This is a genomic window from Enterobacter sp. KB-221C9 (assembly GCF_041320715.1).
In the GTDB taxonomy this organism is placed as follows: Bacteria; Pseudomonadota; Gammaproteobacteria; order Enterobacterales; family Enterobacteriaceae; genus Enterobacter; species Enterobacter asburiae_D.
Genome location: NZ_JBGIWG010000006.1, coordinates 42,504 through 59,406, shown reverse-complemented (window position 1 = coordinate 59,406; position 16,903 = coordinate 42,504). Strand labels below are relative to the sequence as shown.

Here is a 16,903-nt window from a genome sequence, read left to right as displayed (position 1 = left end):
ATGCCAATTTTTACGGCAATCTGTACTGGTTTTACAATCTGTATGGTGAAAACAAAGGATACAGCATGACGCGCTATCAACATCTCGCCAACCTTCTGGCAGAACGCATTGAACAAGGGCTGTATCGCAGCGGCGAACGTCTGCCGTCGGTACGCGCGCTGAGCCAGGAGCACGGCGTGAGTATCAGCACCATACAGCAGGCCTATCAGATCCTCGAAAACCTCCAGCTGATCACCCCTCAGCCGCGCTCCGGCTATTTTGTTTCGCAGCGCAAAGCCCAGCCGCCCGTCCCGGCCATGACGCGCCCGGTGCAGCGCCCGGTGGACGTCACCCAGTGGGATGAGGTGATGATGCTGCTGGACGCCCGCGCCGACAAAGAGATGATTTCGTTTGGCGGCGGCTCGCCGGATATTAACCAGCCGAGCCTGAAGCCCCTGTGGCGCGAGATGAGCCGCATCGCGCAGCATAATCCTGCCGAGATGCTGAGCTACGACGTGCTCGACGGCCGCCTGGAGCTGCGCGAGCAGATCGCCCGCCTGATGCTGGACGGCGGCTCGACGGTGGCAGCGAACGAGATTGTCATCACCAACGGCTGCCACGGCGCGCTGTCGATCGCCCTGCTCTCGGTGTGCAAGCCGGGGGATATCGTGGCGGTGGAGTCGCCGTCGTTTCACGGCACCATGCAGATGCTGCGCGGGTTTGACATCAAGGCGATTGAAATTCCTACCGATCCCGAGACCGGGATCAGCATCGAGGCGCTCGAGCTGGCGCTGGAGCAGTGGCCGATCAAGGCGGTGATCCTGGTGCCCAACTGCAATAACCCGCTCGGGTTTATCATGCCGGAGGCGCGGAAAAAGCAGGTGTTAGCCCTCGCCCAGCGGCACGATATCGTGATCGTGGAGGATGACATTTACGGCGAGCTGGCGGCGGAGTACCCGCGCCCGCGCACCATTCATTCGATGGATATCGACGGCCGCGTGATCCTCTGCAGCTCGTTTACCAAAACCGTGGCACCGGGCCTGCGCGTCGGCTGGATTGTGCCGGGGCGCTATTACGACCGGGTGATGCACATGAAATACGCCGCGGGCGGGTTTAACGTGCCGGGCACGCAGATGGCGGTGGCGGCGTTTATTCGCGACGGGCATTATCATCGCCACGTGCGCCGTATGCGCCAGATTTATCAGCAGAATATGGAAACCTACACCTGCTGGGTGCGGCAGTATTTTCCGGCAGAGATTTGCGTCACGCGCCCGCAGGGCAGCTTCCTGCTGTGGATTGAGCTGCCGGAGAAGGTCGACATGGTGTGCGTCAGCAAGCAGCTGTGTCGGCTGAAGATCCAGGCCGCGGCCGGGTCGCTGTTCTCCGCCTCCGGGAAGTACCGCAACTGTCTGCGGATCAACGTGGCGCTGCCGCCGACGGAGAAGAATCGTGAGGCGTTGAAGAAGATGGGCGAAGCGATTGTGATTGCGATGGAGGCGTAGTGTTTTGCCGGGTGGCGGCTTCGCCTTACCCGGCCTACGTTCTTGCCGTTGTAGGCCCGGTAAGCGCAGCGCCACCGGGCAACAGGCCGCACTACTCGTCGAAGTACCAGTACCCCTGGTTAATCAGCCCGGTGAGCTCTTCAACAAACGCCGGGTTATTCAGCGCATCGCCCAGCTCGGCCTGGCCGAGTTCGGTGTAGCGGCACAGCGCATCCGCCGCCTTCGCGTCTACCGTCTCCAGCTGTTCGCTGTTGATGAAGAAGCTGCCGTTAACGTTCAGCACGCGCAGGCCGCTCAGGCGAGACAGCGTTTCGCCGCCCTGCAGCGCGTCCAGCACCTCTTCCGGCGCGTACGGCGGCTCGGCGGTGGCGATATCCAGCTCGTGGCGCGGCGTCGAGACAAAGCTGCCGAACCATTTTGTGAAATCTTCCGGCTTGCCGATCGTGTCGATCATCATCTGACGAATGCGATCCAGCTCGTACTGCTCCACGCGGCCCGGATGTTCGCGACAGGTCAGATCCGGATCGCTATAGTGCTCGCCGCCCAGATCGTTTTCCAGCGCGTAATCGGCGAAGCTGCTGATCAGATCGCGACCGTTCGGCCCGCGGAAGCCGACGGAGTAGTTGAGCGCCGTCTCATGGGTAAAGCCGTCGTGCGGGAATCCAGGCGGGATGTAGAGGATATCGCCCGGGGCCAGATCTTCGTCGATGATCGGCTCAAACGGATCCACATGCAGCAGCGCCGGATGCGGGCAGAACTGACGCATCGGCAGCTTGTCGCCCACGCGCCAGCGGCGGCTGCCCATTCCCTGAATGATAAACACGTCGTACTGATCGATATGCGGACCCACGCCGCCGCCCGGCACGGAGAAGGAGATCATCAGGTCATCCAGACGCCAGTCCGGCAGGACGCGGAACGGACGCACCAGCTCCGCGGCGGGCATATGCCAATGGTTCACCGCCTGCGCCAGCAGCGACCAGCCGGTTTCGCCCAGATCGTCAAAGTGCTCAAACGGACCATTGCTGGCCTGCCATTTGCCGTTGAAATGGCTCACCAGACGGCTATCGACTTCCGGCTCCATCGCCAGCCCTGCCAGCTCGTCCGGGGTAATCGGGTCGACAAAATTCGGGAAGGCATTTTTCAGCACTACGGGTTGTTTTTGCCAGTATTTCTCAAGAAATTCCGGCCAGTTCAGGTTCAGTTGATACGCCATGGGTAGCACCAGTGAGAGGGGAAACAGGCGCGATTATAGGTAAGAAAGCAGAGGGGGAACTTGTCATGGGTCAAACGAGGGCGTGTAGGTCGGGTAAGGCGAAGCCGCCACCCGACACGTACACGACGTAAATCTTAGTCCAGCTTCAGTTCGTCATAATGGGTAATCAGTTTACCCACGATGCCGTAGTCCAGCGCTTCTGCCGGAGACATCCAGAAGTTGCGGTCGGTGTCTTTTTTCACTTTTTCCAGCGGCTGACCGGTGGCGTCGGCGATCAGCTTGTTCACGCGATCCAGCATGCGGATGATCTCGCGCGCTTCGATCTCAATATCCGTTGCCTGACCGCGCACGCCGCCCAGCGGCTGGTGGATCATAAAGCGGGTATTTGGCAGCGAGTAGCGGTGCTCTTTCTTCGCTGCCAGGAAGATGGTGATCCCGGCACTCGCCACCCAGCCGGTGCCGATAACGTGCACTTCCGGGCGGATGAACTTGATGAAGTCGTGGATGGTATCGCCCGCTTCCACGTGGCCGCCCTGGCTGTTGATGTACAGCTTGATCGGATCGTTGCTGACGCTTTGCAGCAGGATCATCTGGGTGATGACCTTCTGCGCCAGCTCCTGGTTGATCTCACCGGAGATCACAATCGAACGGGACTCCAGCAGTTTTTGCTGCAGAGCGCCCGCGCCGTTTGACCCTTCCGCTTTATCCTTGTCGCTTTCTTTCAGTGTGTAGTGCATTGTTATTTCCTCAGCTTGTAGCGCTCAAAACCAGAGTGTAGCCTGTTTTACCGATCAAAGTCCTCACAGACAAATAACGAGAGAGCTTATGAATATTGCCCATGTCGCACTCTGGACCCGCAGCCTGAACGCACAGGTTCAGTTCTGGGAAACGGTTTTTAATGGCCGCAGCAACGAACGCTACGTCAGTAAAAATCGTCCCGGTTTCGAATCACACTTTATTACGCTGGATAACGGGCCGACCATCGAGCTGATGACTCTGCCGGATCTGCCCGACGCCCCTGCGCACCCGGAGTTTATCGGCTGGGCGCATATCGCCATCAACGTTGGCAGCAGGGCGCAGGTCGACAGCATGGCCGAGCGGGCGCAGGCAAACGGCACGCTGCTCAGCGCCCCGCGCATGACCGGGGACGGCTTCTATGAAGCGGTCATAGCGGATCCGGACGGCAACCGCATCGAGCTTGTGGGTGCATAAAATCAGCGTTTCGCTGCTTAACCGCCCCGGTCACGTATCGCTATACTTCATCTTCATACGGTTATCATATTGTGAAATGATAATGATAGTTAATGTGTTAAGATGAAAGTCAGCATAAACAGTCCCTTACGTAACGGTCGGGATTGTTTGCATCCTCGATATGTAAATCAGCACCGGGGCAGTGAATGGAACACATTGTGTATGTGGTTGATGACGATGACGCAGTCAGGCAGTCCGTGATCGGGCTGCTGGACTCGGCAGACCTGAACGCCGTCGGCTTTTCATCGGCAGAAGCGTTTCTTCAACACCGCTTTGAGGATCTGCCGTCGTGCGTGGTCCTCGATATGCAAATGCCCGCCATCTCGGGCTTTGAGGTGGCTGACGCGCTCAAGGACAGCGGGCGCGAGATCCCGATTATTTTTCTTACCGGCCACGGCACTATCCCGATGTCGGTGCGCGCCATTAAAGGCGGCGCATACGAATTTCTCACCAAGCCCGTCGAATCCACCGCGCTTATCGACGCCATCGAGTCCGCGCTTCAGCTGGCGGAACACAACGCCGCGCGCAATAAAGAGCACTACGCCCTGAAGCAGCGCCATCTGTCCCTCACCCCGCGCGAACACGAGGTGCTGACGCTGGCGATAACCGGCATGCTGAACAAGCAAATTGCCGCCGAGCTGGGCGTCAGCGAGATCACGGTTAAGGTGCACCGCCGCCGCGTGATGGAGAAAATGCAGGTGCGCTCCGTGGCGGAGCTGGTCAGGGCCGTTGAGCGCCTGACCAATAGCCTGCCCGCGGAGTAACCTTTACCCTTCCTGCGCCGCCAGCGGCAGCGCAAACGCAAACACCGTGCCGTACGGCTCCCGGCGGCGCGCGCTCAGCTTCCCGCAGTGGCGCTCGATGATGCTGGCGCTGATGGTCAGCCCCATCCCCATCCCCTGCGCTTTGGTGGAGTAGAACGAGTCAAAAATCTGCTCCAGCCGCTCGGGCTCAATGCCGCTCCCGGTATCGGCGATCTCGACGATCACTTTCCCGTCCGCGTTGGCGGTGCTGAGGGTAATGGTACTGGCGCGATCCTTCACCTCGGCCATCGCCTCTACCGCATTCATCACCAGATTGAGCAGCACCTGCTGGATCTGCACGCTATCGCCGGTGATAAAGCTGTCCTGCGCCCTTAACAGATAATCAACGCTAATGTGTCTCTGCTCCAGCTCGCTGCGCGAAAGCGTGATGATATGGTGGATCAGGTAGTGCATGTCGATGCGCGAGAAGGTGGGATCCTGCTTGCGCGTCAGGGACTGGATGCTTCGAATGATCTCCCCCGCCCGCGCGCCTTCCGCGGCGATCTCCTCCAGCCCTTCCCGGACCTTGTCCAGCCGGGCGGGCTCGCGGCTGAGCCAGCGCAGGCTCGCCCCGGCGTTCGAGACGATCGACATCAGCGGCTGGTTGATCTCGTGGGCGATGGAGGAGGTCAGCTGCCCAACGGTGGTGGCCCGGGACACCCGCGCCAGATCCGCCTGCGCGACCCGCATGGCATCCTCCGCGGCGCGCTGGCTGGTGATGTCGGTAATGATGCCGTAATACTCGTTCACCTCGCTGCCCACGCCCACCGGATCGCCAATCCCGAGGAGGTAGCGCGTTGAGCCGTCGGTACGCTTAACCCGAAACTCCGCGCGCATGGAGAGCCCGTCGCGCACGCTTCGGGTGACGATGGCGCTGATGCGGGCGTAATCGTCCTCATGGACGAAGGTCAAAAACTCCGCCATGGAGATCATCTTTTGCTGCTCGGGCAGGCCGAGAATGCGGGCGTACTCTTCCGAGACAAACATCAGATCCTGCTCCAGCTCCCAGCGCCAGCTGCCGGTGTGGCTGATCTGCTCGCCGAGCATCAGCGAGGTCTGGCTGGATCGCAGCTCTTTCTCCACCCGGCGGCGCTGGATGTTCTCCGCCAGCAGCTCGGCGTACAGCCGCGCCGTCTCCAGGGATACCGCGGCCTGCGCGCCCAGCAGGCTCACCACGCGCGAGTGCTCGGCGGTGAAGACCTCCGGCATCAGGCGGTTTTCCAGGTAGAGCACACCCACCAGCCGCGCCTGTTTGAACATCGGGACGCACATCACCGCCGCCCCCGAGGTCACCAGATAGGGGTCCTGGCTGAAGGGATGGAACTCCTCCGGCCTGCCGGTGCGGATCTCCTGCCCGGTGCGGATCACCGCCGCCAGCACCGACAGCGGCAGGTCGGTCGCCGTCGGCACGTCTTTCAGGATCCGCACCCGCACGCCCTCGGTGCTGGTCCAGGCGCTGGCCTCAATTTCCGGGATGAGGTTATCGCTCACGCGCAGCAGCAGGCCGCGCTGCGCCCCGGCGCGTTCGAGCAGGATGGTCATCAGGTTTTCGATTAAGCGCTCAAGGTTAATCTCTTCCGACAGCGCGCGGGAGGCTTTGATGACGCTTTGCAGATCGCGGATGGTCTCGTTCTGGGCGAACGCCACCGTGTCGTAGGCGCTGGCCTGCCCGGAGGCCAGCAGGTGCGGGAAATCCTGCTCCAGCTGGCGCACCTTGGCCTGCGCGCCCGCGCGTCCCCAGGCAGCAATCGAGCCGCGGAAGTGCGCGTCCGAGGCGGTCGGGTAGCCGCAGGCCAGCGCGAAGCGCCCCGCCAGCTCGTGGGCCAGAGCGTTGATCGGGTTAAAGCCGCCCTCGCGGGAGAGACGGACCGCCTTCTCGTACTGCTCGAGCGCAATGCTGTTCATCCCGTCCAGACGCACGATTTCGGCGTAGATCAGCGCCTCTTTATCCGCGAACGTGCCCGGATTAATGCGCGCCCACAGAGCGATTTTGTCGTAGTGGGCGTGAATGCTGCGGCGGTGGTTCGCCGAGAAGGTCTCCGGCGTCAGCTGACGGGACAGCGCCAGGGCGCTGTAAAGATGGTAGTCCAGCAGATGGATGTGCCCCGGCGCAGACCACGCGTACCAGCCCGCCATCTCTAAATCCGCCTGCGCGTCGGCATATTCGCCGCAGGTAAAGTGCGCCATGCCGCGATAGAGCCAGTACCAGAACAGCATGGTGGCGTTCTTCTCCGGCGCCTGCTCCGGCGACGCGGGAAGCAGCGCCTCCGGCAGCACCTGCGACGCGGTCCAGGTGCCGATGACCGGCGTGCGCAGGAACTCGACGTAGCCGCGCTGGACCATCAGAATGGTTTCCACGTCCTGGAAGTGGGTTTTACGCACGAACGCCAGGCCGCGATCGATGCTGGTCAGCACCCCGTCCAGGTGATCGCCCCGCGAGAGGAAGTTAATCACCTGGTGGCAGGCCGCAAAGCAGGCCATCGTCATATCCCCGTGGGTCACCGCCGAGGTGAAGCAGGCCTTCGCGCACTCGATGGTAAACGATAAAGGCTGGGTCCAGACGCTGAGCTGGTCGAGCGGCAGCAGGGTTTTGGCTTCGAACGCGTCGTAGCCGTGGCGATTGACCAGCTCGCGGGCCAGGGTGCCGTACTGGAACCCGAGGCTATACTCGGCGTAGCGGTGGCCAATCAGCACGCCAAACCAGGCCATCGCGGTGGTGGACGCGCCGGTAATGCCGTGATCGAGGGTCAGGTGCATCATGCGGCAAAGCAGCAAAAAGTGCAGGCGCGGGCAGATGAAGCTGGCGCAGATGCTGGCGCTGTAGAGCAGGTTCATCACCGCTTCGGTTTCCGGGTTATCCATCCGCGACAGCTGAGCATAGCGACTTTGCGGCACGTCGGCCATGCGGTTGCAAAACAGCGCCCAGGCCTCGTCGCAGTCGGCATCTTCCGGATAGCGGCTAATCTGGATCCCGAAAATCCCCAGCCAGCAGAGCGCCGCCTCCAGCGCCAGGCGGCTGTCCGACTGGCGAATGTACACCTCCACCAGCAGGTTGGCCGCCAGCGCCTTTTCGGTCAGCCCGCCGGGGCAGCCGAGAATGGCGTCACACAGCTCGCGGGTGCGCTCCAGATGCCCCAGCGCAAACTCGCAGCCCGCCTCTTCGATGTCGAGCATAAAGTCCGACACCGTCCCGGCGTTGCCCAGCGCTCTGGCGGTCTGGATATAGCCGAGCGCCGAAAGGTAATCTCCCGAACGCTTCGCGCGTCGCGCGGCCAGCAGGCTCAGCTCGCGGAACATCTGCCGCTGCGGCGCGGGCTGGATGCTGTCCAGCGCGGCCGTGACGTGGTGAACGGCGCGGAACAGCAGCTCGTTCCCCGCAGCCTGACGCGCGGCGTCGGCCAGCAGGCTGGCGGTGGTCAGGTGAATATGGCTTTTCTCATGCCGTTCGAGCAGCGCAAAGGCCGCCTCCTGCACCCGGTCGTGGGTGAAGGCGTACTTTTTTTCCGTCAGCACGATGAGCTGGGCCATCACCGCCGGGTGCAGCGCATAGCGCATTTCCGCCATCGATATGCCGACCACGCGGCAGATCATCTCCATCTCGCCCGTCCCGCCGAGGCAGGCGATGCTGCCCAGCAGGCGGCGCGTCTCGTCGGGCAGCTCTTCAAGCTGCTCCAGCACCAGGGTGACGACGTTTTCGGTGTAATGCCTGGCGCGGATCGCCTGCAGATCGTAGTGCCACTTGTCCTGATATTTGTTGTGCACCACCAGGCCGTCATCAACGATGCGGCGGAAAAACTCGTGCACAAAGAGCGGGTTGCCGCCCGTCTTCTCGTGGATCAGCGTGGCGAGGTCGGCCGTCGCCGCGCTGCGGGTGCGAAATACCGTCGCCAGCCAGCGCGCCACCGCTTTTACGGAAAGCGCCTGCGGGACAATCTCGCTCGCGTTTTGCGCCGCTTCCGGCAGGCTCGCCAGCAGCGCCTGCAGGGCGGCGTCGGACACGGCGCTGATATCCCGGTGGGCCGCGACCACCAGCAGCGGAACAGCGCCGCAGTTCATCAGCAGATATTTAAGCGTGTGCAGGCTGGCGGCGTCGCTCCACTGGAGATCGTCGAGCACCAGCACCAGCGGGCAGCCCTGCGAGGCAAAGGTTTTTACCAGCGCCAGCACCATATGGCTGAAGAGCGCCCGGGCATCAATGGAAAACGTATCCGCCGAGAAGCGCGGCTTGCTCTCAAGCAGCAGGCCCAGCTCGGGCACCAGGCTGACGGCCAGCGCCTCGTGCCCCTCCAGGGCGCGTGAGAGGCGGATTTTCCACTTCGCCACGTCCTCTGCGGGCAGCCCCAGCAGGTGCAGCGTCAGGGTGCGGAACGCGGAGCTTAATACGCCGTAGGGCAGCGACGGCGAAAACTGGTCGACTTTGCCCACCGCCAGCAGCACCGTACGCTGCTGCAGCGTTTTGAGCGACGTCGCGATAATTGAGGATTTGCCGATCCCCGACGGCCCGCCGATCGTCACCAGCTCCGGCACCAGGTTCTGCCCCACCCGCTCAAACGCGGCAATGACGTCGTTCGCCTGCGGATGCGTCGCGAACAGGGAGTCCGCCAGATGGATCGCCGGGGTGCGGTCCTGCTGGCCGGGGGTGAAGGCGGCAATCTCGCCCTCGCAGGTCAGCGTCGCCTGACAGCGGCGCAGGTCGGCAATCAGCCCGTCGACCGTCTGGTAGCGGTTATCGGGGTGCTTTTCCAGCAGCTTCAGGATGATGGTCGACAGCATTCCCGGCACGTCCGGGCGGATCTCGTCCGGGGCCAGCGGCGCCGAGGCAATATGGTAGTGCGCCCAGTTGGCCCGATCGTCCTCCCCCAGCTCAAACGGCAGGCGTCCGGTCAGGAGTTCATACAGCACCATGCCGAGGCTGTAGAGATCGCTGCGGCCGTCAACGGAGCGCTGGGTGCGGGTGGTGTGCTCCGGCGACATATACGCGGGCGTACCGCCTGAAACGGGAAGCCGGGTCTGGGAGACGGCTTCGGAGAGACTGCTGGAAAGGCCAAAGCTGCCCAGACGGCAGGTGACATCGTGATGAACAAAAATACTGCCGGGCTTGATATCGCCGTGGATCAGGTTTTGTAGATGCATCTGGCGCAGGGGAGCGCAGATCTGGATCGCCATCTCGATAAAGCGCGCGATCCCCGAGATCGCCCTGCCCGCGCGCCGCGCCAGCAGCTCAAACGCAAACGGGGCATACACCAGCGCGAAGCGCCCCCGATACTGGGTAGAGGCAACGGCGCGGATGGCCCAGCTGTCCTGCAGCACGTCGCGCAGCGCAAACTCGTTTTTAAGCAGCCGGGTGGCCCGCTCTTCCTCTTCGTCGCTCGCCGCGGTGGCGATAATGAACGAGCCGCCGGAATGGGGATGTCGCGCGTGCATCCAGGCGATACCGCCCTCCTGCGCCAGCACGGTAAAAATCACATCCTCTTTAAGGACAAAAACCCGCCCCTGGTGAAGATTCCCCGGGGCGGGCCAGAATGCAGGCTGCTCGTGTTCGTTCATCCGCGATCCTTATTGTCGGCGGGCCAGCTCCCGCTGAATATGCTCCAGCAGAATATCGATGTTAATAGGCTTACGCAAAAATGCAGCGGCGCCCAGACTGAGAGCGTACCGCTGCATATTTTCATCAGCATGACCGGAGATAAAGAGCACGGGCGGAGGCGGTACGGCCAGCAGCCGCAGCTTGTCAAACAGCTCCAGGCCGCTCATGCCCCGCAGCTTGATATCGGTGATCACCAGCGCCGCGCCGGACAGGGCGAAAGGATGGCTCAGAAATACCTCTGCCGAATCAAACGTATCGGTCGAATAGCCTTCCGACTCCAGGAGATTACTCAGCCCGCTGCGGACGGAACGTTCGTCATCAATGATGGCAATGCGCCACGGCAGCGTCATGCTGTCTTTCCTCTAACAAATCATTAAACGTCGCGATCGTCCTTCGCGGGCGCAGGGGGCGCCGTGCCGCTGATTTTCGGCACGCATTCGTGACGAAACCAGGCGAGGGTAAGCGGTTCGCGACTCAGTAAACGCCGACCCACCGGGATGAGCTGTTCGCCCACCAGCATGCCAAACAGGCCAAGCAGGGCAACAACCGGCGGCGCCGGGGAATGGACGTCGAGCAGAGCGTAAATTACCCCAGCAGCCACGCCGCACACCAGCGAAATTATCCATGCTTTCATGACGACGCTCCCGTCTGCGAGTTGGCCTGCGGAACGGTCACCTGAGGAGGGGGCGCGGCGTCGCGGGATAACAGATGGCGCGTCGCCTGTTCACCCGCCAGCATCCCGAGCAGGCCAATCAGCGCCAGCGCGGGCGGCGCGGGGGAGCGCACCTTCAGCACGGCATACATCAGGCCAATCAACACGCCTGCGGCAAGGGATATCAGCCCAGTACTCATTGTGAACTCCAGAGAAAGAGGCGGCGGCGAGCCGGATAAGGGACCAGCCCGCCAGCGGGGCTTAGCGAGCCGGGACCGGCGCTAGGGTGCGGTGCTCGCTCTTCTGGCGAGACGGCGCTTTGTGCACCATGGTGTAGGCGTAATCCACGCCCATGCCGTACGCGCCGGAGTGCTCGCGCACGATATCCATCACCGCGGTGTAGGTCTCTTTACGCGCCCAGTCGCGCTGCCACTCCAGCATCACCTGCTGCCAGGTGACCGGGATCACGCCCGCCTGGATCATGCGCTGCATCGCGTAGTCGTGGGCTTCTTTGGAGGTGCCGCCTGACGCGTCTGCCACCATATAAATTTCGTAGTCGCCTTCCAGCATCGCGCACAGGGCAAAGCTGTTGTTGCACACTTCGGTCCACAGGCCGGCCACCACCACCTTCTTCTTGCCGTTAGCCTTCAGCGCGTCGCGCACCTTCTGGTCGTCCCAGGAGTTCATGGAGGTACGCTCCAGGATGTCCTGTCCCGGGAACACGTCCAGCAGCTCCGGATAGGTGTTACCGGAGAAGCTTTCGGTCTCAACGGTGGTGATGATGGTTGGAATGTTGAACACCTTAGCCGCTTTCGCCAGCGCCACGGTGTTGTTTTTCAGCACCTGACGGTCAATCGACTGCACGCCAAACGCCATCTGAGGCTGGTGATCGATAAAGATTACCTGACAGTTCGCAGGGGTTAACACTTCGAGCTTTGAAGAGGTCATAGCATTTTCCAGTGGTTAAGGGTGAAATCGCCGCGAGCGCCGCGACGATAAAGTCACCCTCATCCTGCGGTTTTCCGTCTTTGCGCGTAATTATCTCTTCGTATAGTTAACCTTAGGTATAGTTATACTTTGGTATACCTATCCTATTGTATAACTGGATCTTTGCCGAAACCGGTTCCCATAATCCTGACCATTCCCCTCTCAGTCAGGAGCAGTTTATGGTTACCCTCGGTAAAGCCGATCTCATTCTGGTTAACGGCCAGTTTCACACCGTCGATCGCGAGAACCCCGTCGCGGAAGCCGTTGCCGTGCGCGACGGAAAATTTCTGGAAGTGGGTACCGTCGCCGAGGTGATGCAGCACCACTGCGACGGTACTAAAGTGGTCGACTTAAAAGGCCACACCGCCATCCCCGGCCTGAACGACTCGCACCTGCACCTGATTCGCGGCGGGCTGAACTACAACCTCGAGCTGCGCTGGGAGGGCGTGCCGTCGCTGGCCGACGCGCTGCGGATGCTGAAAGAGCAGGCCCTGCGCACGCCGTCGCCCCAGTGGGTGCGCGTGGTGGGCGGCTGGACCGAGTTCCAGTTTGCCGAGCGCCGCATGCCGACCCTCGACGAAATCAACGACGCCGCGCCGGACACCCCGGTCTTCATCCTGCACCTGTACGATCGCGCCCTGCTCAACCGCGCCGCGCTGAAGGTGGTCGGCTACACCAAAGACACGCCGAACCCGCCGGGCGGGGAGATCCAGCGCGACGCCAACGGCAACCCGACCGGGATGCTGATTGCCCGTCCGAACGCCATGATCCTCTACGCCACGCTGGCGAAAGGGCCGAAGCTGCCGCTGGAGCAGCAGGTCAACTCCACCCGCCAGTTCATGCGCGAGCTGAACCGTCTGGGGCTGACCAGCGCCATCGACGCGGGCGGCGGCTTCCAGAACTACCCGGAAGATTACGAGGTGATTGCCGAGCTGCACGAGAAAAAGCAGATGACCATCCGCATCGCCTACAACCTGTTTACCCAGCGTCCGGGCCACGAGCTGGAAGACTTTGAAAAATGGACCGACATGCTCACGCCGGGCCAGGGCAGCGACTTCTTCCGCCACAACGGCGCGGGCGAGATGCTGGTCTTCTCCGCCGCCGATTTTGAAGACTTCCTCGAACCGCGCCCGGACCTCGCGCCGGGCATGGAGGACGAGCTGGAGCGCGTGGTGCGCCATCTGGTGGAGCACCGCTGGCCGTTCCGCCTGCACGCCACCTATAACGAATCCATCAGCCGCATGCTGGACGTCTTCGAGAAGGTGAACCGCGATATTCCGTTCAACGGCCTGCACTGGTTCTTCGACCATGCGGAGACCGTTACCCAGGCCAACATCGACCGCATCAAAGCGCTCGGCGGCGGCATTGCCGTCCAGCACCGCATGGCCTTCCAGGGAGAATACTTTGCCGAGCGCTACGGCATCGAAGCCACCCGCCACACGCCGCCGGTGGCAAAAATGCTCGAGACCGGCGTGCCGGTGGGCTTAGGGACGGACGCCACCCGCGTGGCGAGCTACAACCCGTGGACCGCGCTCTACTGGCTGGTCTCCGGCCGCACCGTCGGCGGGATGCAGATGTACGACCACAGCGCCCGTCTGGATCGCGATACCGCCCTGATGCTCTGGACCCAGGGCAGCGCGTGGTTCTCCAGCGAGCAGAATCAGAAGGGGCAGATCAGGGTCGGCCAGCTTGCCGATCTGGCCGTGCTCAGCAAAGACTACTTCCGCGTGCCGGAAGAGGAGATCAAGGGAATCGAGTCCGTCCTGACGGTGGTCAACGGCGATATCGTCTACGCCACAGGCAGCTTTGGCCCGCTTTCCCCGCCTGCCATTCCGGTTCTGCCCGAGTGGTCCCCGGTGGTGAAGGTGCCGGGCCACTACCGCAGCGCGCCGCCGCAGGCCGCACGCGTGGGCATGAGCGCCGTCCACCACTGCAGCGGCCCGTGCGGGGTTCACAGCCACCAGCATGATTTCGCCCGCACGTCGGAGATGCCGGTGTCCGACGATAACGCTTTCTGGGGGGCGCTGGGCTGCAGCTGCTTTGCATTCTGATGAAAAACACCTTTACCCCGCCCCGGGTCGACCTGGGGCTGTTCTTCCTGCGCCTGACCGGCAGCCTGCTGCTGCTGTACGTGCACGGCCTGCCGAAGGTGCTGCACTTCAGCGAAGAGCTGACGCGCATTGAAGATCCGTTCGGCTTCGGGCCTTACGCCAGCCTGATCCCGGCGATTGTCGCCGAGGTGATTTGCCCGCTGTTTATCATTGCGGGCGTGTACACCCGCCTGGCGTGCCTGCCGATTATCGCCGTGCTGCTGGTGGCGATGCTGGCGGTCCACCCGAACTGGTCGATTGCCGAAGGGCAGTTTGGCTGGCTGCTGCTGATTATCTTCACCACTCTCGCCCTCACCGGGCCTGGCCAGTGGCGGCTGCAGCGTAAGGCAGCGGAGAGGTTCGCATGACCCAGGTTAACGACGTTCGCGACGCACACGTCGAGACGACGCCCGCATCGACGGTTTCGCCCTGGCAGCCGCTGAGCCAGCCGGTGTTCCGCATGCTGTGGATCGCCACAGTGGTCTCTAACGTCGGCTCATGGATGAGCGACGTCGGCATCAACTGGAGCATGCTGACCCTGAGCGCCGATCCTTTGGACATCGCGCTGGTGCAGGCGGCCAGCAGCCTGCCGATGTTCCTTTTCGCCCTGCCGTCCGGAGTGATGGCGGACATCGTCGACCGACGTAAATATCTGCTCTTCTCCCAGCTGTGGGTGTTCATCGCCGCCGCCGGGCTGACGGTGCTCTCCTTCACCGGACACGTCACCCCCACCGTGCTGCTGGTGGCGACGTTTCTGCTGAGCGTGGGCGCGGCGATGAGCTCGCCGCCGTTCCAGGCCGTGGTGCCCGATCTGGTGAGCAAGCCGGAGCTGGGCGCTGCCGTGGCGCTGAACTCGCTCGGGGTGAACATCAGCCGGGCGATTGGCCCCGCGCTGGGCGGCTTTTTGCTGTCGCTCGCCGGGCCGTGGATGGTGTTTGCCCTCAACGCGCTGTCCGTGGTGGGCGTGGCGTGGGTGCTGTGGCGCTGGCGTCCGGCGCCGTCCATTCAGCGCCTGCCGCCGGAGCACTTCTTCTCCGCGGTGCGCTCCGGGATTCGCTACGTGCACGCCGCGCCGGTGCTGCGCAACGTGCTGGTGCGCACCGTGGCCTTCTTCGTTTTCGGCAGCGCGGGCTGGGCGCTTCTGCCGCTGGTGGCGCGCCGCGAGCTGGGCCTGGGCCCGGCGGGCTACGGCGTGATGCTGGCGTGCATTGGCCTCGGGGCGATTGCCGGGGCCATTCTGCTGCCGCGCCTGCGCCAGCGGCTGAACGCCGACCGCCTGATGGTGGCCGCCAGCCTGACGTTTGCCCTCACCATGCTGGCGCTGGCGTTCGTGCGTCACGTCTGGCTGCTCAACCTGTTTGAGTTCTTCACCGGCTTCGCGTGGATTGCAGTGCTCTCCACCCTCAACCTCGGCGCGCAGCGCAGCGCCGCCCGCTGGGTGAAGGCCCGCGCGCTGGCGGTCTACCTGACGGTGTTCTTCGGCTCGATGACCGCGGGCAGCGCCATCTGGGGGCAGATCGCTTCCCGGTTCGGCACCCCGACCTCGCTGGTGGTCGCCACGCTGGGGATGGTGCTGGCTAGCGCGACGGTGTTCCGCTGGAAGCTGGGAAAAGATCCGGACCTGAACCTCGACCTCAGCGGCCAGCCGCTGGACGGCGTGGAGATTGACCTGCCGAACGAGCGCGGCCCGGTGCTGGTGTCGCACGAGTACATTATCGACCCGAACAACACCAAGGCCTTCCTCGAGGCGGTACACGAGCTGCGCCGGGTGCGCCGCCGCGCCGGGGCGATGAGCTGGGCGGTATACGAGGATATTGAGCGCCCCGGCCTGTTTATCGAGACCTTCCTGATGGGCTCGTGGATTGAGCATCTGCGCCAGCAGGAGCGCCACACCATGAATGACCTCCTGCTGCAGAGCCGCGTTCTGGCTTTTCATCAGGGCACAACATCACCGGCTATTCGCTACCTGGTCGCGCCGGTATAACCATAACTATCACCTGCACAGGAACACTCTATGGCAACGTTTAAGGCAAAAGACGGCACGCAGATTTACTACAAAGACGGCGGCGCGGGCAAACCGGTTCTCTTCAGCCACGGCTGGCCGCTGGACGGCGACATGTGGGACAGCCAGCTGAACTACCTGGCGGAGCGCGGCTTCCGCGCCATCGCCTTTGACCGTCGCGGCTTTGGCCGCTCGGATCAGCCGTGGACCGGCTACGACTACGACACCTTTGCGTCCGACATTAACGACCTGATCGTCACCCTGGATCTGCGCGACGTGACGCTGGTGGGCTTCTCTATGGGCGGCGGCGACGTAACCCGCTACATCAACAACTACGGCAGCGCGCGCGTGGCCGGTCTGGCGCTGCTGGGCGCGGTGACGCCGATCTTCGGCAAATCCGACTCCTTCCCGCAGGGTGTGGATCAGAGCGTGTTCGACGGCATTCGCGACGGGCTGCGTAAAGATCGCGCCCAGTTCATCAGCGACTTCGCGACGCCGTTCTACGGCATCAACGCCGGGCAAACCGTCTCTGCCGGAGCCCTGACCCAGACGCTGAACATCGCCCTGCTGGCGTCGCTGAAGGGCACCATCGACTGCGTGACCGCGTTCGGCGAAACCGACTTCCGCCCGGATATGGCGAAAATCGACGTCCCGACGCTGGTGATCCACGGCAGCAACGACCAGATCGTGCCGTTTGAAAGCACCGGCAAGCTGGCGGCAGAGATGATTAAAAACGCCACGCTGAAGGTGTACGACAACGCGCCGCACGGCTTCGCGCTGACCCACCAGGACCAGCTCAACGAAGACCTGCTGGCGTTTGTGAAGTCGCTGTAAGTC

At 62.8% G+C, this 16,903-nt stretch carries 14 protein-coding genes; 7 read left to right on the top strand and 7 right to left on the bottom strand.

The genetic code is table 11. From position 1 onward, the window contains the following. The first annotated feature begins 65 nt into the window (after window positions 1-65). Window positions 66-1,481, top strand: coding sequence for a PLP-dependent aminotransferase family protein (locus tag AB8846_RS10440; RefSeq protein WP_370732660.1), 1,416 nt, complete (start codon window positions 66-68; stop codon window positions 1,479-1,481). Window positions 1,482-1,572: 91 nt separating this feature from the next. On the opposite strand, the gene AB8846_RS10435 is transcribed toward AB8846_RS10440, so the two are convergent. Next, window positions 1,573-2,694 (bottom strand): JmjC domain-containing protein, encoded by a 1,122-nt coding sequence (locus AB8846_RS10435; RefSeq protein WP_370732659.1) that lies wholly within the window; start codon window positions 2,692-2,694, stop codon window positions 1,573-1,575. A 134-nt stretch (window positions 2,695-2,828) separates the two neighbouring features. Continuing rightward, complete coding sequence (locus AB8846_RS10430) at window positions 2,829-3,431, bottom strand: ATP-dependent Clp protease proteolytic subunit (protein WP_008501342.1); 603 nt, start codon at window positions 3,429-3,431, stop codon at window positions 2,829-2,831. Window positions 3,432-3,519: 88 nt separating this feature from the next. Between AB8846_RS10430 and AB8846_RS10425 the strand changes: the two genes are divergently transcribed. Together AB8846_RS10425 and AB8846_RS10420 are read left to right on the top strand one after the other, a co-directional pair. Beyond that, window positions 3,520-3,906 (top strand): VOC family protein, encoded by a 387-nt coding sequence (locus AB8846_RS10425; protein WP_063143238.1) that lies wholly within the window; start codon window positions 3,520-3,522, stop codon window positions 3,904-3,906. Between the two features lie 185 nt (window positions 3,907-4,091). Continuing rightward, a complete protein-coding gene (locus AB8846_RS10420; RefSeq protein ID WP_063143237.1) occupies window positions 4,092-4,709 on the top strand; it encodes a response regulator transcription factor in 618 nt (205 codons plus the stop codon). Window positions 4,710-4,712: 3 nt separating this feature from the next. Here the strand turns inward: AB8846_RS10420 and AB8846_RS10415 are convergent, their stop codons facing one another. From AB8846_RS10415 to AB8846_RS10395, 5 genes are all read right to left on the bottom strand, one after another. After that, entirely contained in the window at window positions 4,713-10,295 is a 5,583-nt protein-coding gene (locus AB8846_RS10415; RefSeq protein WP_370732658.1) for an ATP-binding protein, read from the bottom strand. A 9-nt stretch (window positions 10,296-10,304) separates the two neighbouring features. Beyond that, window positions 10,305-10,685: a response regulator transcription factor gene (locus AB8846_RS10410; RefSeq protein ID WP_063143235.1), complete on the bottom strand. Its 381-nt coding sequence runs from the start codon at window positions 10,683-10,685 to the stop codon at window positions 10,305-10,307. A gap of 23 nt (window positions 10,686-10,708) precedes the next feature. Next, entirely contained in the window at window positions 10,709-10,969 is a 261-nt protein-coding gene (locus AB8846_RS10405) for a XapX domain-containing protein (RefSeq protein ID WP_023334358.1), read from the bottom strand. Continuing rightward, window positions 10,966-11,187, bottom strand: coding sequence for a DUF1427 family protein (locus tag AB8846_RS10400; RefSeq protein ID WP_069303606.1), 222 nt, complete (start codon window positions 11,185-11,187; stop codon window positions 10,966-10,968). The genes AB8846_RS10405 and AB8846_RS10400 overlap by 4 nt, the downstream gene beginning before the upstream one ends. Before the next feature lie 61 nt (window positions 11,188-11,248). Further along, window positions 11,249-11,935, bottom strand: coding sequence for a hydrolase (locus tag AB8846_RS10395; RefSeq protein WP_047059056.1), 687 nt, complete (start codon window positions 11,933-11,935; stop codon window positions 11,249-11,251). Window positions 11,936-12,153: 218 nt separating this feature from the next. Between AB8846_RS10395 and AB8846_RS10390 the strand changes: the two genes are divergently transcribed. Genes AB8846_RS10390 through AB8846_RS10375 form a run of 4 tightly spaced genes read left to right on the top strand, consistent with a single transcriptional unit; the run spans window position 12,154 to window position 16,900 of the window. After that, the gene (locus AB8846_RS10390) at window positions 12,154-14,025 is read left to right on the top strand and encodes an amidohydrolase (RefSeq protein WP_370732657.1); all 1,872 of its coding nucleotides are present in this window, start codon (window positions 12,154-12,156) and stop codon (window positions 14,023-14,025) included. Beyond that, entirely contained in the window at window positions 14,025-14,432 is a 408-nt protein-coding gene (locus AB8846_RS10385; protein ID WP_238459986.1) for a DoxX family protein, read from the top strand. The genes AB8846_RS10390 and AB8846_RS10385 overlap by 1 nt, the downstream gene beginning before the upstream one ends. After that, a complete protein-coding gene (locus tag AB8846_RS10380; protein ID WP_063143231.1) occupies window positions 14,429-16,048 on the top strand; it encodes an MFS transporter in 1,620 nt (539 codons plus the stop codon). The genes AB8846_RS10385 and AB8846_RS10380 overlap by 4 nt, the downstream gene beginning before the upstream one ends. Window positions 16,049-16,078: 30 nt before the next feature. Next, entirely contained in the window at window positions 16,079-16,900 is an 822-nt protein-coding gene (locus AB8846_RS10375) for an alpha/beta fold hydrolase (protein ID WP_370732656.1), read from the top strand. The last annotated feature ends 3 nt before the right edge of the window (window positions 16,901-16,903 follow it).

What these genes read in the sequence shown, in the direction of transcription:
- AB8846_RS10440 (WP_370732660.1), top strand. Translation starts at nt 66, where the DNA reads ATGACGCGCTATCAACATCTCGCCAACCTTCTGGCAGAACGCATTGAA.
- AB8846_RS10435 (WP_370732659.1), bottom strand. Translation starts at nt 2,694, where the DNA reads ATGGCGTATCAACTGAACCTGAACTGGCCGGAATTTCTTGAGAAATAC.
- AB8846_RS10430 (WP_008501342.1), bottom strand. Translation starts at nt 3,431, where the DNA reads ATGCACTACACACTGAAAGAAAGCGACAAGGATAAAGCGGAAGGGTCA.
- AB8846_RS10425 (WP_063143238.1), top strand. Translation starts at nt 3,520, where the DNA reads ATGAATATTGCCCATGTCGCACTCTGGACCCGCAGCCTGAACGCACAG.
- AB8846_RS10420 (WP_063143237.1), top strand. Translation starts at nt 4,092, where the DNA reads ATGGAACACATTGTGTATGTGGTTGATGACGATGACGCAGTCAGGCAG.
- AB8846_RS10415 (WP_370732658.1), bottom strand. Translation starts at nt 10,295, where the DNA reads ATGAACGAACACGAGCAGCCTGCATTCTGGCCCGCCCCGGGGAATCTT.
- AB8846_RS10410 (WP_063143235.1), bottom strand. Translation starts at nt 10,685, where the DNA reads ATGACGCTGCCGTGGCGCATTGCCATCATTGATGACGAACGTTCCGTC.
- AB8846_RS10405 (WP_023334358.1), bottom strand. Translation starts at nt 10,969, where the DNA reads ATGAAAGCATGGATAATTTCGCTGGTGTGCGGCGTGGCTGCTGGGGTA.
- AB8846_RS10400 (WP_069303606.1), bottom strand. Translation starts at nt 11,187, where the DNA reads ATGAGTACTGGGCTGATATCCCTTGCCGCAGGCGTGTTGATTGGCCTG.
- AB8846_RS10395 (WP_047059056.1), bottom strand. Translation starts at nt 11,935, where the DNA reads ATGACCTCTTCAAAGCTCGAAGTGTTAACCCCTGCGAACTGTCAGGTA.
- AB8846_RS10390 (WP_370732657.1), top strand. Translation starts at nt 12,154, where the DNA reads ATGGTTACCCTCGGTAAAGCCGATCTCATTCTGGTTAACGGCCAGTTT.
- AB8846_RS10385 (WP_238459986.1), top strand. Translation starts at nt 14,025, where the DNA reads ATGAAAAACACCTTTACCCCGCCCCGGGTCGACCTGGGGCTGTTCTTC.
- AB8846_RS10380 (WP_063143231.1), top strand. Translation starts at nt 14,429, where the DNA reads ATGACCCAGGTTAACGACGTTCGCGACGCACACGTCGAGACGACGCCC.
- AB8846_RS10375 (WP_370732656.1), top strand. Translation starts at nt 16,079, where the DNA reads ATGGCAACGTTTAAGGCAAAAGACGGCACGCAGATTTACTACAAAGAC.